General features: G+C 44.0%; 12 protein-coding genes. 4 read left to right on the forward strand and 8 right to left on the reverse strand.

The annotated features are described in order from the left end of the window. Positions 1–28 precede the first annotated feature (28 nt). The 3 genes from metH to SHALO_RS09455 all read right to left on the reverse strand — a co-directional run bounded on the left by metH (position 29) and on the right by SHALO_RS09455 (position 6042). Positions 29–3445, reverse strand: a complete 3417-nt coding sequence (metH, locus tag SHALO_RS09445) for a methionine synthase (protein ID WP_238585325.1) — start codon at positions 3443–3445, stop codon at positions 29–31. A 172-nt stretch (positions 3446–3617) separates the two neighbouring features. Beyond that, entirely contained in the window at positions 3618–4736 is a 1119-nt protein-coding gene (locus tag SHALO_RS09450; protein WP_069478308.1) for an ABC transporter substrate-binding protein, read from the reverse strand. 124 nt (positions 4737–4860) lie between these two features. Further along, entirely contained in the window at positions 4861–6042 is a 1182-nt protein-coding gene (locus SHALO_RS09455; protein WP_069478309.1) for a methyl-accepting chemotaxis protein, read from the reverse strand. A gap of 200 nt (positions 6043–6242) precedes the next feature. Between SHALO_RS09455 and SHALO_RS09460 the strand changes: the two genes are divergently transcribed. After that, a complete protein-coding gene (locus SHALO_RS09460) occupies positions 6243–6863 on the forward strand; it encodes a LysE family translocator (RefSeq protein WP_069478310.1) in 621 nt (206 codons plus the stop codon). Between the two features lie 12 nt (positions 6864–6875). Continuing rightward, entirely contained in the window at positions 6876–7751 is an 876-nt protein-coding gene (locus SHALO_RS09465) for an EamA family transporter (RefSeq protein ID WP_069478311.1), read from the forward strand. A gap of 26 nt (positions 7752–7777) precedes the next feature. Here SHALO_RS09465 and SHALO_RS09470 read toward each other — a convergent pair whose 3' ends face one another. Then, a complete protein-coding gene (locus SHALO_RS09470) occupies positions 7778–9715 on the reverse strand; it encodes a sulfatase-like hydrolase/transferase (RefSeq protein WP_069478312.1) in 1938 nt (645 codons plus the stop codon). 170 nt (positions 9716–9885) lie between these two features. Here SHALO_RS09470 and SHALO_RS09475 point away from each other — a divergent pair, with 170 nt between their 5' ends. Both SHALO_RS09475 and SHALO_RS09480 read left to right on the forward strand, forming a co-directional pair. Continuing rightward, positions 9886–11202, forward strand: coding sequence for an ammonium transporter (locus SHALO_RS09475; protein ID WP_069478313.1), 1317 nt, complete (start codon positions 9886–9888; stop codon positions 11200–11202). Between the two features lie 12 nt (positions 11203–11214). Next, the gene (locus SHALO_RS09480; RefSeq protein WP_025345241.1) at positions 11215–11553 is read left to right on the forward strand and encodes a P-II family nitrogen regulator; all 339 of its coding nucleotides are present in this window, start codon (positions 11215–11217) and stop codon (positions 11551–11553) included. A gap of 19 nt (positions 11554–11572) precedes the next feature. Here the strand turns inward: SHALO_RS09480 and SHALO_RS09485 are convergent, their stop codons facing one another. The 4 genes from SHALO_RS09485 to glyS all read right to left on the reverse strand — a co-directional run bounded on the left by SHALO_RS09485 (position 11573) and on the right by glyS (position 17878). Next, entirely contained in the window at positions 11573–12295 is a 723-nt protein-coding gene (locus SHALO_RS09485) for a hypothetical protein (RefSeq protein WP_069478314.1), read from the reverse strand. Further along, positions 12292–14037, reverse strand: coding sequence for a molybdopterin-dependent oxidoreductase (locus SHALO_RS09490; RefSeq protein WP_069478315.1), 1746 nt, complete (start codon positions 14035–14037; stop codon positions 12292–12294). Before SHALO_RS09490 ends, SHALO_RS09485 begins: the two co-directional genes overlap by 4 nt. A 44-nt stretch (positions 14038–14081) precedes the next feature. Continuing rightward, the gene (locus SHALO_RS09495; protein ID WP_069478316.1) at positions 14082–15755 is read right to left on the reverse strand and encodes a bifunctional diguanylate cyclase/phosphohydrolase; all 1674 of its coding nucleotides are present in this window, start codon (positions 15753–15755) and stop codon (positions 14082–14084) included. Between the two features lie 71 nt (positions 15756–15826). Continuing rightward, complete coding sequence (gene glyS, locus SHALO_RS09500) at positions 15827–17878, reverse strand: glycine--tRNA ligase subunit beta (protein ID WP_069478317.1); 2052 nt, start codon at positions 17876–17878, stop codon at positions 15827–15829. Positions 17879–17957: the final 79 nt, after the last annotated feature.

The raw sequence follows: 17957 nt of genomic DNA on the forward strand, positions 1-17957 counted from the left end.
TTTTATCCTTTGTATAGCTCATTATACATCAGACATTAAAATATAAAGCCTCCCTGTGGTGCATCACGATCGCCGTGGTACTTTGCTCGGGGTGAATCTGAAATGTTTCACTGAGATTTATGCCAAATTCTTCAGGTTTAAGCAGATCAAAAATGATTTGCGTATCTTCCAAGGCAGGGCACGCTGGGTAGCCAAACGAGTAGCGACACCCAAGGTAGCGCTTCATCTGCACATCGCGCAGACTATGCCCTTCAAGCTCTGCGATGCCAAGATCGAGGCGTATCTGTTTATGCACGATCTCCGCCAATGCTTCAGCCAGTTCAACACCGAGTCCATGCACAAAAAAGTACTCAGTAAAATTGCCTGCATCGTAAAGCTCTTTCTCATACGCTGAAAATTTTGAACCCGCACTAACACACGTCAAAGCCAAAACATCGTGACGATCAGGGTGAATAAAATCACTTAGACTTCGGTACGGGTTTCTGTTTTGACGTGGAAAATCAAACGTCTTAATGGCACGCGCTTTGATGGCGTCGATGCTCTCACGATTTACCTGTGACTCACTAAAATACCCCTCGCTCTCATCAAAAAGATAGAGGTTGTTTTCGCTTGATCGTGCAGGATAGTAACCGTAAATCAACGTCGGCTCAAAAAGTCCCAGTCGTTCGATGTCCGCTTTGATGCGCTCAAATGTTGGCCACAAAACCTCATCCAGCTGTTTTTGCTTCGCTTCTTTGCTCTGCCCTTTACCACTGTAACCCCAACGTTGCGCAAAAAGAATTTTGTGGTTGATCCACGAAAACGCAAGCTCTTTGACGTCAGTTTTCAACACACGTCTGCCCCAAAAGGGTGGTGTCGGGATGGCAATGTCACGGCTTGGCATTTTAAGCTCATGAAACGGTGGAATTTCTTTGGCTTCTTTCGTGGCGCGATTGACACTGTTTTCAAGAACGATGCGACTAAAAGAGGTATCATAATTTTTCGCTTCGATGCGCGACATCGCCGTTATGCCCTCAAACGCGTCTTTGCAGTAATAAATCGGCCCATCGTAAATCGGACGGCAAAAGTCTTCCACAAAGTTATCGGTCAGTGCCGCACCACCTAAAATAACAGGGATGGTGATGCCCATCTTCTGCATCGCTTCAAGATTTTCTTTCATCACATTGGTCGACTTCACCAAAAGTCCGCTCATACCGATGGCATCGGCTTTGTGCTCTTTGAGGGCTTCTAAAAATGTGTCTAAATCTGCTTTGATGCCGATGTTGATGACTTTAAAACCGTTGTTACTTAAGATGATGTCCACAAGGTTTTTACCGACATCGTGTACATCGCCTTTGACGGTTCCGATGATGAGCGTGGTGGTGGTGTTCTTCTCCGTTTTTGGAAGGTAAGGTTGCAGATAATCCACCGCAGCCTTCATCACTTCAGCCGATTGGAGGACAAATGGTAATTGCATCTTTCCACTGCCAAACAGCTCGCCGACTACTTTCATCGCATCGATCAAAATTTCATTGACGATGACTTCTGCGGCTATTTCCTCTTTTGCGGTAGGTAAAAGCAGTAACATACGCTCTTTATCGCCATCGATGAGCAGGGTTGAGATTTTCTCTTTCGTATCCATCGCAAGAAACGCCGCATCGCTCTCGTCTTTGTTCTCCACAACCCCTTCAAAATGGTCAATGAATTTAAAGAGTGGATCGCCCTCCTCTCGGTGGTTGAACAGTAAATCTTCGCAGATTTTTTTATCAATATCACTGATCTTGTGCATCGGAAGCGTATTTTTAACATTAACAATCGCCATGCTAAGCCCTGCTTCGACACAATGGTGTAAGAAGACGGAGTTTAGGTATTCACGCGCGTGTTTGGCTAAACCAAAAGAAATGTTTGAAACACCAAGGACAAAACCCACTTCGGGGTGCAGTGCGTGAAATTCACGAATCGCTTCGATGGTCTCAATCGCCGCCGTATGGTACTCAGGATCGCCACTGCCCACGGTAAACGTAAGCAAGTCAAACACCAAATCTTCGGGGTGAATGCCGTGTTTTTCGGTCGCTAAAGTATAGATGCGCTCCGCAATCGCGACCTTTTGCTCTTTGCTCTTCGCCATACCGACTTCATCGATGGTCAGACATACGAGTGCCGCACCAAAACGCTTCGCTAAAGAGCAGACTTTATCGAATTTTTCGATGCCGTCTTCTAGGTTCACGGAGTTGATGATGGGCTTTCCACCAATGAGTTTGAGTGCGACTTCAAGAGCTGGAACTTGCGTGGTGTCTGGCATCAATGGCAAAAGAATCTTTTGCACATAACGCCCCATCACCTCTTTGGTGTCTTTGTGCTCATCACGTCCTGCAAAACCAACACTCACATCAATGCCATGCGCGCCACTTCTGACTTGTTGTTGCGCAACGCTCAGTGTGCCATCATAGTCTTCGGCAAGCAGTAACTCACGAAAGGCTTTGGAACCTGTGGCGTTACTTCTCTCACCAATGAGAAACGGTGCTGGGTCTTGTTTTAAAGCTCTTGTTTCAAACAAGGAGGCGATGCTACGAGGCATCTCACCTTTGGGCGTAAGAGGCTTTTTACCTTCGACACGTTTGGAAAGCTCTAAGATATGCTGAGGCGTCGTACCACAACATCCTCCAAGAATCGCAACGCTTGCAATTTCGGTGAATTTTTCTTGAAGTTCCGCAAATTCACGAGGTCCCATCGGGTAAAAGGTGTAACCACCACGGTTTTGAGGAAGTCCTGCATTGGCGTGTACACTAATGGGCTTACTCCAAACGGAACTGAGCGTTTTAACATGTTTTTCAACTTGTTCAGGGCCTGTGCCACAGTTAAAGCCAAGGCTGAGGATGTCAAAAGGCTCTAAGATCGCCGCAATCGTGGTTGCATCGGTTCCGATCAGCATCGTTCCACTGAGTTCAATCGTCACAGAAACCATGATAGGAAGTTTTACATGTAAAGATGTTTGAGCGTCTTGTATCGCATGCAAAGCAGCTTTAATTTGAAGCGGATCTTGTGCCGTTTCAATGAGAAAAAGATCGCATCCGCCATCAATCGCACCGCGTGCCGCCTCTTTGTAGCCTTCAAACATCTCATCGTAACCGATATGCCCTAAGGAGGGGAGTTTTGTCCCTGGTCCAAAGGCAGCGGCGGTAAAACGTGGCTTTTCAGGCGTTGCAAACGATGCGCACGCCTCTTTTACGATCTCAACACCGGCACGGGCGAGTTCATAGGCTCTCTCACCGATGCCATAATCGTCCAAAACCCACGGCAATGCGCCAAAGGTGTTGGTCTTGATGATGTCCGCGCCTGCAAGCAAATAGCCACGGTGAATTTTTGAGATAGCCTCTTTACATGTAACGTTCAAAAGCTCGTTGCAGCCCTCTTTGCCTTCCCACTGCTCAGGCGCAATCTCTAAGGCTTGAATCTGTGTGCCCATCGCACCGTCGATGACTAAAATTTTCTCTTTTATGAGTTCTTGAAGTGTTGCCAAATGGAGTTCCTAGTGTGTTATAACTAGAATTATAGTATCAAATTTTTGGTAAGGAGAGGCTAAAGGGTTCTGAGTCGTCCAAAGAGGCAAGCTGCCCCTTTGGTTTTTACATGTAAGACTAAGGGTTGACTGTCGATTTGTAAACGGCTTTGCCACCTTTAATCTCTTTGATGACGGCAGATCTGGTTGCATTGCCTTTATCATCGATGGAGATAAAGCCTGAAACACCTTCATAGTTGGAAGTTTTACGAATTTCAGTGTTGATGCAAACGCTGTCTTCTGGGTTGGCACAACGGTTCATCGCATCGACCATGACATTGTACGCATCGGCGCCAAGTGTGACAAAAGAGTTGACCTCTTTTTTACCTGTTTTTTTCTCATACGCCGCGATAAAATCTTTGGATTTATTGGTTGGAGGTGCGCTGTGGTCGAAAAAGTCTGTAAACATGTAGCCCTCAACCGCTTCGCCACCTAGGTCAATAAAGGTCTGATTGGCAACGCCATCGCCTGAGAAGAATGGTTTATTCAGATCAATTTGCTTCGCCTGACGCGTCATCATCGACGCTTCGGTGTGATACAGAGGCAAGAAGACAAAATCGGGGTTGAGCGCTTTGACTTGAGCCACCACGGCTTTAAAATCTTTATCGCCAGAGCTGATACGAATCTCTTTGAGCACTTTGCCGCCGTTTTTAACAAACGCTTGCGTAAAGGCTTTGGAGAGTCCTAGTGAATAGACTTGCGCTTGATCGGTCACGATCACAGCCGTTTTCAAGCCCAAATCTTTTGCCGCATAATTGGCAACAACGGTTCCTTGAAACGAGTCACTAAAACAGACGCGGTTTGCAAACACTCGATTTTCGGTCAGCTTATCATTGGTCGCAGCAGGTGCGATGACGGGAATCTGTTTTTTATCGGCAATGGAGATAATCTGAGCGGTGTTGGTGCTGATCATCTCACCAATAATTCCCACGACTTTATCGGAAGTAATCAGTCTGGTTGCCGCGTTGGCAGACTCGACTTTATCGCCTTTGGTGTCGACTAAAATGAGCTTGACGCTATCGCCATTTTTCAGTTTGGGTTGAAGGGCATTTGCAAGCTCAGCTCCCTCATACGCCACTTGCCCATACCCTGCAAGGGTGCCACTCATCGGTAAGATAAGACCTATATTGATCTCTTTTGCTAACGCACTTGTCGCCATAAGGACGGCAAGACTTAACAGTGTCCTAAAAAAACGCATCGTTTCTCCTTTAAAAAATTACGCTAAAAGTTTAACACACTCTTGATTATGATCGTCTCAAAAAGGGAGGAAAACGCAGAAGAAAGAAGCGTTTTGAGGGCTTCTTTCGTTTTACATGTAAAGATTATTCGGGGTGATTTTCTGCGACATTGAGCGCTTCAGAGACATCGACAATGACTTGAAGCTTTTTGATGATCTCGCTCATCGCACGGCTCTCTTCTTGGGCGGCGAGGCTAATACGCTCGACCTCCGCTTGCGTTTTGATGATCTCATCCACCGTGCGTTGCAGTGCAGGAACGATTTGATCAACGACCTTTTGGACATCCATGATGGAAATGCGAATGTTATCGGTTGATTTGTTGCTTTGGTCGGAGAGTTTGCGCACTTCACTGGCTACTACAGCAAATCCACGCCCATGATCTCCCGCACGCGCTGCTTCGATGGTGGCATTAAGCGCTAAAAGATTGGTTTCACTCGCGATGTATTTAATCGCGGTCGTAATGTTGCCGATCTGCTCAACCGCTTCACTGAGCTCTTTTGCCATACCGTTAGTGACTTGGACATTTTTAACTTCAGCGGCGAGTTTGGTGTTGACTACCACGATCGTATTGGCGGTATCTTCGATGGACTGAGAAGCACTTTGGGTAATGAGTGAAATCTCTTTGGTCTGTTCCGCCAATTTTTTAGAGATGTCACGCGCCTCTTGGAGCGCTTTATCGCTGTTTATCGCCGTGACAATTTGCGCTAGAGCGCTCACACTCTCAGCCGTTGCCGAACGTGGAGGACTTGGCATCACGTGAACATCAGGACGTAAAAGATGGCTGTATTTGGTGTAAAGCGCTTTGCCTGAAGAGACATACCCATCGGTTCCGATGATGTATTTTGCACTACTTAAAGCTTCTCTGGTCTGTGTGTCACTGCATTCATCAAACGGAATTACTTGATACGTGACGTGATCCAGTTTGTAAAATTTGAGAAATTTCAACATGACATTCGCCCCCGAAGTACTGTTGTTGAAAATAATGACATTTTCGCCCTCAGGGATGCGACTCACCCCCACAAAAAAATCGGTGGGTGGCACAAATTCAACGGCAACCACTTTTTCTTTGCCATATTGCTTCACCATTTCATCATAACGATTCGTAAAACAGACGATGAGATCATAATTGGCAGCATCATAATTGTGATAGTTACTTAAAGTAGCTTTTTGGTAAACAGCGGTGGTCGAAAGTGTTGCATCCACCAAAGAGACAAGCTCCGCCGTGGTGGCATCATTGGCCCCGATTAACAGTAGATTAACGCTCATGTACTTCCCCTTGCCCCGTATTCGTATCGATGAGATCATATTCATAAATCTTATAATGTCACATTCTATGGCATTCTTGATAAAGTCACGCTTTATTTGGACATTATAAGAAAAATATATGACAAAAAAAGGACGAAAAAGAGGCAGTTCTTTTTTGTGAGTCGTAGTATAATGAAGCCAATTTTTACTAAGGAGGCTGTATGTTTGAGATTCAAAACTATTACAGTTTTATTGTGGCGATTGTACTCTTTCAACTTATCCCTGGTGCTGGAACCATTGCGATCTTAAATGCCACGGCTCGTAATGGCGTGGGAGCGGGAATGGGTGCAGTTTTTGGCACACTTTTGGGTGATTTTGTTTTTATGATCGCAGCCCTTGCAGGACTTGCCGCCTTAATGCAGCAAAATCCTTTTTTGTTTGAGCTATTGCAGTACTTTGGCGCGGCGTATTTGGTCTGGTTAGGCATTGGATTATTGCGTGCGAAAATCGAACCTGATTCTGGAAAAATTGAGCCTAAAAAATCGGCTTTGGTCTATTTTAAACAGGCGTTTTTTGTGAGCATCACCAACCCTAAAGTCATGCTGTTTTTTGTGGCGTTCTTTCCACTCTTTTTACGCCCCGATGCAACCAATGTGACCTTAGTCGCGATGATCTTACATGTAAGCCTTATCAGCCTTATTTACCAAGCACTTTTGGTTCTTTTGGGCAATACTTTAGCACGCAAACTCAAAGCGTTTCCTCTGGCACGCACTATCGCGACACGCCTTGCAGGCGTCGCACTCGTTGGCTTTGGCATCAAACTTGCTAGTAGCAACCGTTAAAAGTGAGCATTAATGCCTCTTAGACATATTTTGCTTGCCCTGAGCGTGGTCATCATTTGGGGAGTCAATTTTGTGGTGATTCAAGTCGCACTCACAGAGATTCCTCCTCTCTTGCTGACGTTTTTACGCTTCTTTTTTGCAACATTTCCTGCGATCTTTTTCTTTAAAAGACCGGCAAATACCTCCTGGAAAATGCTCTTTTTCTATTCGTTGAGCATGTTTATCCTCGATTTTGCCTTTCTGTTTTCAGGAATGTACGCAGGGGTAAGCTCAGGCATTGCCTCACTTGCCCTTCAAACCCAAGTCTTTTTTACCGCCATTTTAGCGGTCATTTTCATCAAAGAGAAGATGAGCTTGGCTAAAATCGTAGGAGCGATCATTGCTTTTTCGGGCATTGTGTTTGTAGGGTTTCATGCAGGAGGCGATGTTAATCTTTTGGGACTTTTTTTAGTCGAATGTGCCGCTCTTTCATGGGCGATTGGCAACCTCGTCTCTAAACAAATTGGCAAGGTAGATATGCTCAGCCTCGTGGTTTGGGGAAGTTTTATCTCTCTTCCTTTTTTACTGGTACTCTCCTATATCTTTGAGTCGCATCTGTGGAGTTTTGAGATCTTTACGCATCTCTCAGGTAAAAGTATCGGCGCGATTGCTTATCTTGCGTATCCCGTTACGTTTTTTGGTTTTGGAATCTGGAGTTGGCTACTCAGTCGCTACCCTGCTACAACCGTAGCCCCTTTTACGCTGTTAGTACCTGTCGTTGGATTTTCTTCTTCAGCTCTTTTAGTAGGCGAAACACTGCCCACATGGAAGCTTTTTGCAGCGTTTTTAATCGTCCTAGGACTGATCATAAACCTCTACGGCGACCGCTTCTTCAAGCGTGCCGAATAACTTTACATGTAAAGAGAAGTAAGCGCTTACTTCTCTTCTATCTTCATCAAATTTTCCCGTCTTATGAGTGCTTTTTCATCTTCATACGGAAGGGTGAGTGTTTGGTTTAAAACCTCTAAACTAAGCTTTTTAGGGGCATTTAAATTCTCTAAGCTTATCTCCGCGCCCAATTTTCCAAGCGCGTAACAATACTTGCCTTTAGCGCTGACATTACTCTCAGGTTCCAATGCACTCAGGCGAGAACATTTATCGACCCATAAAAAGGCATCATTCGCATGGTAATCGTGCAGATAACCAAAGAGTTTAGCCGTCTCAAAAAACTTCAGCTTAACCTCAAAGAAAGGACTCACTTCCAAGTTCTCACTCAAACGTAATAAAATAGGAAATTTATAGAGCGTTTTGCCAATTTTGAGATTGTTTTTCGTTGTATCTAGCACCAACTCCTGCTCTATTTTTGGAAATTCCCAAAAACGGCTTAACTCTTTCGACCAAGCGCTTAAGATTTTATCAAACGCATCCAAGGAAGCCTCGAGCGACTCTTCCTCTCCTAAAAGATCGCGCCCCAATCCTAGTGTTGCTTTATAGCCTAAAAAAGGCAGAAGTGTTGCTCCAATATCCAGTGTCGTACCAGCTTTATCCACCGTTTGAGCACTGCTTGAACGAGGATCGATAATCATCAATTGATTACGACGCTCACCCTTCATCAGTGTCTCTATCGCCATATTGTGCATCGCAAGATGGTCTGAGGCGACCACAATGATCGTATTTTTGCCGTACGGAGATTCACCAATTTGCTTGATAAATTTTGCGATCAACTCATCCGAACATGCCACAGCGTTCAGCATCGAGTTACTGCCATCTTGATATTTTTGTGTTTTGCAACTTTTAGAGACATGCCCGTAAGGGTGATGCGTGTCCATCGTGGAGAGAAACATCGCAAATTTTTGTTTGCTTTTGGAGAGCTTTTTAAAATCATTCATCGCAAGCCCCAAAAGCGTATCATCGTACAATCCCCACGGTGTTTGATAGCTAGAATGGGTGAGGAGAGGTTTGAGCTCTTTAATGCCTTTGATGTCATCAAAGTGGTGGGTACGGTACAACTTATCGACACCTGCAAACTCCAAAGGGGAACCGCTACGGTAGATCAGTTTGTAGCCCTCTTTGTGCAGCATATCGCTCATGCACACTGCCCCTGAGTAAAACGTACTCATCTTGGACATCGAGTTTCCCTGCGGTGAGTGCGCGTTTGCTGAGGGTGTGACCAAAGGAATGCCACACTGCACCGCCGTCATCCCCGCGATCGTCCAACTGGTGCCAAGGGCTTGCTTGATCTGTGTAAACGTAATGCTTTGCTCCCTAATAGCGCGCAAATCCGTTACAAGCGAAGGAAAGAGCGTCTCATCAAAATAGGTCTCTTCAAAACTCTCAGCAAAAATATAGACCAAATTGGGATGCTCTTCGCTTAAAGGCGTTAAAACAGGGTCTTGGTAATAGTCGCTAAAACGATACTGAAGACTCAATGGATTTTCAATACCAATGGCTTTCAGCGCACTTTCGCCCAAAAAACGCACCGTAGGATGAAATACCAAAGAAAGGGCTAATGCACTCAGAGAAAGTGCGTATTTTAGCTTCTGATGATGCTCAAAGACATCGTTTTTGACCAAGCGATAGTAGAAAATCGAGAGGGCTAAGCTAGCAATTAAGAGTCCAAAGCCGATACCAATGATTAAATAATAATCACCAAACCCTGAACCTTCTAGCCCGTAGCGCAGGTGAAAGATCACAGCATCGTTAATGCCTTCTCCGGTAAAATAGTTTGAGATAATGTAAAAAGCACTGAGTAGCATATAAATGAAAATAGTTCCCGCACCAATGAGCGCACTCTTACGTGTGCGCGTTCGATTTTTAGATGTAAACAAGGCAACGAGAAAAAGTCCTGCGGAGAGCCATAGCATGTAATTCATTGATATTCATGTCCTCTTTTATTTTAGGATAGTATTATAGCTTGTTGTTAAAAATTTGAAGAAAAAGGGTCTCTTTTTTCAAACTGATTAAATTTTAATCAGTGGTATGCGTAGATTAAAATCCGTGAAGTGATACAATTTCATCAGTTCAACATTATTAGGAGGAATTCATGAGAAGTAAACTACTCTCTCTCGCAACTTTGTTGCCGTTATCAACATTGTGGGCTGCTGAAGAAGCGGCTGCCGAGGTCGCAGAAGCGGCTCCAACACTTGACGTAGGAAACACGGCATGGGTTTTAACAGCAACTGCGCTTGTTATGTTTATGACCCCAGCAGGTTTGGCACTTTTTTATGGCGGTATGTCTCGCTCTAAAAACTTGCTTAATACCATTGCGATGAGTGTTATGGGATACATTGTTGCATCCATTGTATGGGTAATCGCAGGCTACACGTTAGCGTTTGGTACCGATATTGGTGGCATCATTGGTTTTGACAGCCTCTTCTTAAGTGGCATCAAGGTGACTGATATTTGGGCAACAGGTAACATTCCTGTGCTTCTTTTCGTAGCGTTCCAAATGACCTTTGCGGGTATCACCGTATCGCTTGCAAGTGGTGCAATAATTGAGAGATTGAAATTTTCAACATGGCTTATCTTTGCAGCACTTTGGATCTTAGCGGTTTACGCTCCTGTTGCTCACTGGGTATGGGGCGGCGGATTTTTATCAAAACTTGGCGTTCTTGACTTCGCTGGTGGTACGGTTGTTCACATCAACGCAGGTGTTGCTGGTCTTGTTATCGCACTTATGTTAGGCAAACGTGCCGATTACGGTAAAGCGATGTTCCCTTCATCTGTAACACTTACAGTGCTAGGTGCGAGTATGTTATGGTTCGGATGGTTCGGATTCAACGCAGGTAGCGAATTAGGTGCGGATGGTATTGCTGCGAGTGCATTCCTTGTAACCAACACAGCAGCAGCGATTGCAGCGCTTTCATGGATGACCATCGAATACATTACGTATAAAAAATTCACCCTTTTAGGTATCGCTTCTGGTATCGTTGCAGGTCTTGTTGCGATCACTCCAGCGGCAGGTTTTGTTGACACAGGCGCTTCACTGATTATTGGTGCGGTTGCTGGTATCGTTGCATTCTACGGTGTAAACGGCTTGAAAAAAGCACTTAAATACGATGACTCACTCGACGCATTTGGAATTCATGGTGTTGCTGGTATCTGGGGCGCACTTGCTACGGGTATTTTTGCAAACCCAGAAGTCAATGAACTAGGTACAGGTTTACTCTATGGTAACGCGGATCAAGTCATGATTCAAATCGAAGGTATCATCGTAACTATCGTCTATACAGCGATCGCTACAGCGATTGTCTTTAAAATTGCTTCTATCTTAACCGGTGGTGCAAGAGTAAGTGCGGATGCAGAGTCTCAAGGTTTGGATGAAGTAGAGCACGGCGAAAAAGCCTTCAACTTAAGATAATAAGGATCTAAAATGAAAAAAATCGAATCAATTATCAAACCATTCAAACTTGAAGACGTTAAAGACGCTCTTGCAGAGCTTGACATCACAGGTATGACAGTAAGCGAAGTCAAAGGTTACGGAAGACAACAAGGACACTCAGAGCTTTACAGAGGCGCTGAGTATGTCGTTGATTTCTTACCAAAAATTAAAATCGAAGTGGTTGTTGTTGACGAACTCGTTGACAAAGTCATTGACGTTATTGTAAAAAGTGCACGCACGGGCAAAATCGGTGATGGAAAGATCTTTGTTTCCAACGTTGAAAAAAGTGTTCGCATCCGAACCGGTGAGCTTGATAACGAAGCGGTTTAGTCTTTATCTGGGCAGAATTTCATTCTGCCCAAATCTCCTCATCTTCTTCTCTTAACGCTTTTTCTTCTTTCATACGGTACGTCATCACCAAGTTAAAACAGAGCTCGCTTAGCATCAAAAGATCCCACATCGTGAGTATTTCCAAAAAGGGCATTCCCTCTTCAAGGCTTTCAAAATCAATCTTACATGTAAAGATATACGCATCATTGGGAGCGCCTAGTTCTGGGAGGTTGAGCGAATATTGAAAGGCAAAGGTCATAGCAGCTTTTCGCCCCATGCGGCGAATGCGTTTGAGTGTGCCATCAAAATCTTTTTCATTGAGGCGAATCTCGGAGTGAATGTTATGCGAAAGGACATTGCGCACAAACGAGACAATATCAAAAAAGTTTTCGTACTGTTCACCAAAGAGTTTTTGCATAAAGATTTTAAACGGACTTTCAAAACGAAGGCTCTCCACCATCGCCATGCAGATGCCGCGAAAAGCGTTAAACTCAACAAAATACTCAAAGAGCGAAATATCCTCTTTTTTGGTTTGGCGCGCATTGATTAAAAGCTCTTGAATGATCTCAGCATTGAAGTAATACGCTTTGTCATCTTCATACTTTTTCACCACAAAAAGACTGCGATCACTCAGGTCTTCCGTTTTGGTAAGCTTGCCTAAAAACTCGCCCATGTGTAAAAAGTAGAAGTTTTGCTCCACGAGCAAAAGAGCATCATCGAGTAAAATTTCCATATCGTTCATGTCACTTTTTCCAATTTCACTTTCATCTCTTGATAAATGGCACACTGTCCCTTTTGACTCATCGCGTGCGGGGTGAGTTGGTTCGCATTTTTAGCACCGCTATACAGTAACAGACAGTCATCGCGCAGTGTATCGCTCGGCATCACGGAGTATTCACAACTTCCATAACGATTGGTCAGTCTGACGCGATCTTCTTGCACGAAGCCTAAAGAGCGTGGAACATAAAGGTAGTCATCGGTAACAAACTGTGAATTGAGCGACTTATTTTGCTTCGCAGCAATCAGAAAAAAGCCCTCCTCTTCCAGCGGTTCATCCTCATACTCATCTAAAAATTCAAACTTTCCACTTGGTGTGTAAAAGGTTTTTTCATAGGGCAGATCTTCGTAGGTTTTCGAGATCAAAAAACCCTCTTTGAGGGTGCTATTAGAAGCAATAACACCCTCAATAATGCTCTCCTCACTCTGCAATGCTTCATGCCCAAACGCTTTAAGCATTGCCTGAGCCAACCCGTACTCACTGATGCCCAGCGCACTTTCAACCAGCTTTGGCATTCGTCCAATAAAGTGATGCCCGTAACTCAGTTTCAAATCCTCTTTTTCTAAAAAGCTTTTGGCAGGGATGATGAGATGCGCTTTTGCTGATGTCTCATTTTCATGCAAACCAAAGTAAACAATGCATTTGGCTTTATCCAGCCCTTCTTTCACTTTTGAAGTACAGGGCATTTGACTCAGAGGATTGCCTCCTTGAATGAAGATGAGATCGTACTTACCAAAATTAGCAATGGGCAGAGGCTCTGTTTTAGCGCTTACTTTAAAAGGAGCGTTAAAGCCAAAACCGCTGTTGGAGAGATAGCTCACGCCACAGCCCACTTTTCCAAACAGTCCAAGCATCGCACCAAAAGCGTCGATGGCACGTAAAACACTGTGACCAAAGCTGTATTTTTGCACACCAATGCCAACCAAAATAGAGACTTTTTTACCCTGAATCAAGCGCAATAACGCACCCACATCGTCTAAATGAACCTCAGATTTATCGAGCAGTTTTCGCATCGGAATACCACTAATGTACTCTAAAAAATCTTTAGGATTAAGCGTGCGTTCGTTTAAAAACGTTTGATCTTCCATATCTTCTATCGCGATCAAACGACAGAGTAAGAGGGCTAAGTAAAGATCTCCCTTGGGTTTGATTTGGATGTGAAGTGCGGCATTTTGAGCAAGATCAATCTTAATGGGATCGATCACGATTAGAGTTTTACCTTTGAGGGCAGGAAGCATGTGTGAGTTGGTCACCGTAGGGTTTCGACCCCATAAAATGACAACTTCAGCTTCTTTTACATGTAAAGGTGACAAGCACAAATTTGCCCCTCTGCTCTCATTTACCCCAGCGTCTCCTGCTTCATCGCAAAGAGACCCGGAAGCGAGAACTGCCTTATGCTCAGCAAAAAAGCGCTTGGTGACACCTTGCATCACGCCAAGATTTCCACTGCCTTTAAAATAGAGCGTTTTGGAGGGTTCATGTGCTCTTAACTTCTCTTCTAAAATCCTCAAAGCCTCTTCCATGCTAATGCTTTGCCCCAAATACCGTGGCTCTTCAATACGTTCAAAGGTATGGTAGTGATTCAAGTGGTGGCAGAGGTAGCCTTGCGTTATGGGATGGCTTTTGTTGCCTTTGAGTTTGAGCTCTTCGTTCACAGCGATGCTGCACCCATCAAAACAGTCCAACGGACAAGTAGTCAAACGCATTCAAAGCCCCTCTTCGTAATTTATACGTACAATTATACCGCGTTCTATAAATGAAGTAGTTTATCTTCCAATGTTTCGACGCTTAACGCTTCATCGATGCCAAAGGTCACATGCTGATACTGCATCACGAGATCATGCTCACGCATTAAACGATCGATTTTGGCATAATCAATGGGCTCATTTTCGTTTACATGTAAAACTAAAAAATTGTCACTGTGAACACGTACGATAATCGCGTCAGGATAGATAGTAGAGATCGTTTTTGCGATCAAACATAGCAATTCATCGCCTTTTTTCCAGCCGTGCTTTTTGTTATACACCGCAAAATCCGTGCAGTTGAGATGATCCATTTGAAAGACTTTTAACTGATAATCTTGGGCATGGTTGAAGATAAATTTGAGGTAATTGACATTGTAAAAGCCGGTCAGTTGATCGCGAAAAGAGTACGAAAACCGCATCTCTTCGAGCAGATCTTTTGGCATCTGGGTTGTATTTTCAGGAAGAATTGCCTTTATAAAAATCTCTTGGGCAACATCGACAATGAGCGGATGGAACTGCCTTCCTCTCTCCTCGTTTAACACAGCCAAAGCCGCCTCACGACTTAAACTTTTACGATACGCCCGATTGGTGGTCATCGCATCAAATGCGTCTGCTACGGCAATGATTTGTGAGAAAAAAGGAATCTGCTCCGCTTTAAGCCCATGCGGATAACCACCACCATCGTAGCGTTCATGGTGCGATAACACCACTTCGGCAAGAAGCGTAAAAGGTTCGCGTGAAAGTAACTCGTAACTTGCCGTCACGTGGCGTTTGATCAGGGAGTACTCTACTTCGGTGAGTTTATCGGGTTTAAGCAAAATGGCATCAGGAATTTCGATTTTTCCGATGTCATGCAGCATTCCAGCTTTGTAGATAAAATCCGCCTCATCACTGCTATAGTCCATGGCAAGGACAATCATTTTTGCGTATTCGGCGACTCTTTGACTGTGTCCAGCGGTGTAGCTGTCACGTTTTTCCATCATATCAACGAGGGCATACATACTCTCCTCGTACATTTTGGTTTTTTCATTAAGATAGTCGCGACCGCGCGCATGAATCCACCAAATGGCAAAAAGTCCCAAAAGCCATGTCCCAAGATAGGTCACAATGAGAAAATAGAAGGTTTGAGGATTGGCTTCTTTAAACGTCGGCACTTTCATCTGAAGCGTCGTATACCCCATCAACGATCCCACCGTGTATTCATGGTGAACGTGACACGAGATGCACGCACTGCTCGCCAACATCGGCTTGACATAAAAGAGGTGTTTCTCCCCTGTTTTTTCAAAAACAATGTAGCCATCTTCTTTACGCTCTTTGACTTTAAGCACGGTATCTAAAGCTGAGGGTGAAAGATTGAGTGTTTTTGTGGAAGAGGAAATATCAAGTTCCATATCATTGTGTTTTGCAAGAACGGCGAGAAGCTCTTTAAGGGAGAAATTACTGCGAATGGTGTACTTTTGCTCATCATTCAACGCGTTTGCTTTTTGCTCATAGGCCCAATAAATAAAGGCAACCGACTGTTCAGCAACCCCTTTGATTTTCTCTAACGAGCTCTCTTCAATGTGTTTTTCTTCGTTGTAAAATTGATAGATCACAAAACAAGTTGTCAGCAGTGTCCAAAAGATGGTGAGTAAAATGGCGAGCTGTTTAAAGTATTTGATGCGTTTACTGACTGACATTTTTCTCTTTTTTCGCGTTGTGAAGGAGTAAAAGAGTCTAAGTCCAAAGGGATTTAGACTCCAAACAGGATTTAAATACTAATCTCTTTAATATCGGCAATGGCTTTGAACGCATTGTAAATCGAAGCAATCAGATTGTAACGATTGGCTCGGACGTTTACATCTTCTGTGTTAACCATGACATTGTTAAAGAAGGCGTCGATTTGAGGTTTGAGTGCAAAAAGTGCGTCTAAATTCTCTTCAAAAGAGGCATACTCTTTTGATACAACTGCATTAAAAGCAGCATAAAGCTCTTTTTCGTAGGTGGTATCAAAGAGTGTTTCATCCACAAGCGTTTGCTCTTTTACGTCCATATTTTTAATGATGTTGGCAACACGTTTGAAGGTTGAGAACATCTCTTTAAACCCATCATCTTGAACGATGCTAGAGAGCGCTTTTATCTTTTGAGACATCTTCACAATCTCACGCTCGCCGCTGCTAATAACCGCGGTGATAATCGAAGGATTGACATCAAAGAATTGATACATGCGCTCTAAGAAGAAGGTCTCAAGCACGTTAAAATCAAAGCTTTTATACGATTGACTCAGCGCAAAAAGATCGTTTTTAATATCAAACGCGATGCCTTGATTGAGAACGATTTTAACGATGCCATTGACCGCACGGCGCAATGCGTACGGGTCTTTATTTCCCGTTGGAATTTTGTCGATGCTAAAGAGCGCGATCAAAGAATCCAGTTTATACGAAAGCGCTACAATCGCGCTAAAAAGCGTGCTTGGAAGCGCACTCTCTTCCGAATTTGGGAGATACTGCTCTTTGAGTGCAAGGGCAAAAAGTTCATCTTCACCCATCGCCATCGCATAGTAGTAACCCATCAAACCTTGCAGTTCCGTAAACTCATAGACCATCTCGCTTAAAAGATCGCTTTTGCTGTACATCACCGATTTGTCCATCAATTCTTGCAAACGTTCAAAGTTCAAGCGCGTGTTTTGAGACAGAAGTGTGCTTTGATATTTATTCGTTAAGTACGTCGCAATCGCTTTTTCGCGAAGCTCTTTATCCAGAAGTGAGCCTAATCCATCCAGATAGGTAATGTCTTTAAGCCCTTCGTAACGCAGACCTCGTTTAAGGTCATTATCCAAGAAGAAAAGTGCGTCAGAAAGTCTGGCGCGAAGTACTTTTTCATTACCTCGAACGATCAGGTCATAATCATCACTGATTGCATTGGAAACAACGATGAAACGGTTGGTCAGATTCCCATCTTTAAAGACAGGAAAATAGCGTTGATTCTCTTTCATTGAAGTGATGATGACTTCGGGTGGCAAACGTAAAAATCGCTCTTCAAAACTGCCGATCAGCGCTTTTGGATACTCCGTAATCGCCACAACTTCGGCTAAAAGATCTTCATCGATTTCGATATGCACGCCCTCTTTGAGCTCAATCGCTTTAAAATCATTTAAAATAATCTCTTCACGTTTATTCGGATAAAGCACAACACCACGCTCCGCCAAACGCTCAAAATAATCCCCTGCAAACATATACGCAAATGGCTCATACGAAATGGTGCGGTGCGGATACGAAAATGGGGTGGATTCTACGCCAAAAAGAGAGAAAGGCACATGTTCATCCCCCATCATACAGCCGATCCAGCGAATCGGGCGAATGAAATGCTCTTCTAAAAAGCCCCAACGCATGGACTTTCCAAAGTTAAGCCCTTTGATAAATTGTTCGATCATCGCCTTAAGAAGGTTTTTGGAACTCTGTCCTGCAATGGTTTTTTTATAGTAAAGAACCTCTTTGCCGTCTTTCATTGCGCGGGAGATTTCACTAAAATCAACACCGCATTTTTTAGCAAAACCAAGTGCGGCAGGCGTTGGTGCGCCCTCTTTAAGTGCTACACTTAAAGGTGCTCCAAAGAACTCCTCTTCACGCTCATTTTGCTGTGTCGGGAATGCTTCATGCCAGAGCACTAAACGGCGTGGCGTGTAGTAAAAGTTAAACGCGCATGCTAGAGCATTTTTCTCTAAAATATCAAGCCAGAGTGTTTCAATATGGGGAAGTTCTTTCAAAAAAGGGATTGCGGGGAGCTCTTCAACGCCTATTTCTATCAAAAGGGGTTTGATCATTGATCGACCTTTACATGTAAATAATTTGATCTCATTTTAACCAAAGAGAGGTTAAATCGTCCTTTTACATGTAAAGGGA

It is taken from the genome of Sulfurospirillum halorespirans DSM 13726 (assembly GCF_001723605.1).
Taxonomy (GTDB): Bacteria; Campylobacterota; Campylobacteria; order Campylobacterales; family Sulfurospirillaceae; genus Sulfurospirillum; species Sulfurospirillum halorespirans.

Coding starts and splice junctions, on each gene's coding strand:
- SHALO_RS09485 (WP_069478314.1), bottom strand. CDS start 12,295: ATGAACGATATGGAAATTTTACTCGATGATGCTCTTTTGCTCGTGGAG.
- SHALO_RS09455 (WP_069478309.1), bottom strand. CDS start 6,042: ATGAGCGTTAATCTACTGTTAATCGGGGCCAATGATGCCACCACGGCG.
- glyS (WP_069478317.1), bottom strand. CDS start 17,878: ATGATCAAACCCCTTTTGATAGAAATAGGCGTTGAAGAGCTCCCCGCA.
- SHALO_RS09480 (WP_025345241.1), top strand. CDS start 11,215: ATGAAAAAAATCGAATCAATTATCAAACCATTCAAACTTGAAGACGTT.
- SHALO_RS09450 (WP_069478308.1), bottom strand. CDS start 4,736: ATGCGTTTTTTTAGGACACTGTTAAGTCTTGCCGTCCTTATGGCGACA.
- metH (WP_238585325.1), bottom strand. CDS start 3,445: ATGGGCACACAGATTCAAGCCTTAGAGATTGCGCCTGAGCAGTGGGAA.
- SHALO_RS09470 (WP_069478312.1), bottom strand. CDS start 9,715: ATGAATTACATGCTATGGCTCTCCGCAGGACTTTTTCTCGTTGCCTTG.
- SHALO_RS09495 (WP_069478316.1), bottom strand. CDS start 15,755: ATGTCAGTCAGTAAACGCATCAAATACTTTAAACAGCTCGCCATTTTA.
- SHALO_RS09460 (WP_069478310.1), top strand. CDS start 6,243: ATGTTTGAGATTCAAAACTATTACAGTTTTATTGTGGCGATTGTACTC.
- SHALO_RS09465 (WP_069478311.1), top strand. CDS start 6,876: ATGCCTCTTAGACATATTTTGCTTGCCCTGAGCGTGGTCATCATTTGG.
- SHALO_RS09475 (WP_069478313.1), top strand. CDS start 9,886: ATGAGAAGTAAACTACTCTCTCTCGCAACTTTGTTGCCGTTATCAACA.
- SHALO_RS09490 (WP_069478315.1), bottom strand. CDS start 14,037: ATGCGTTTGACTACTTGTCCGTTGGACTGTTTTGATGGGTGCAGCATC.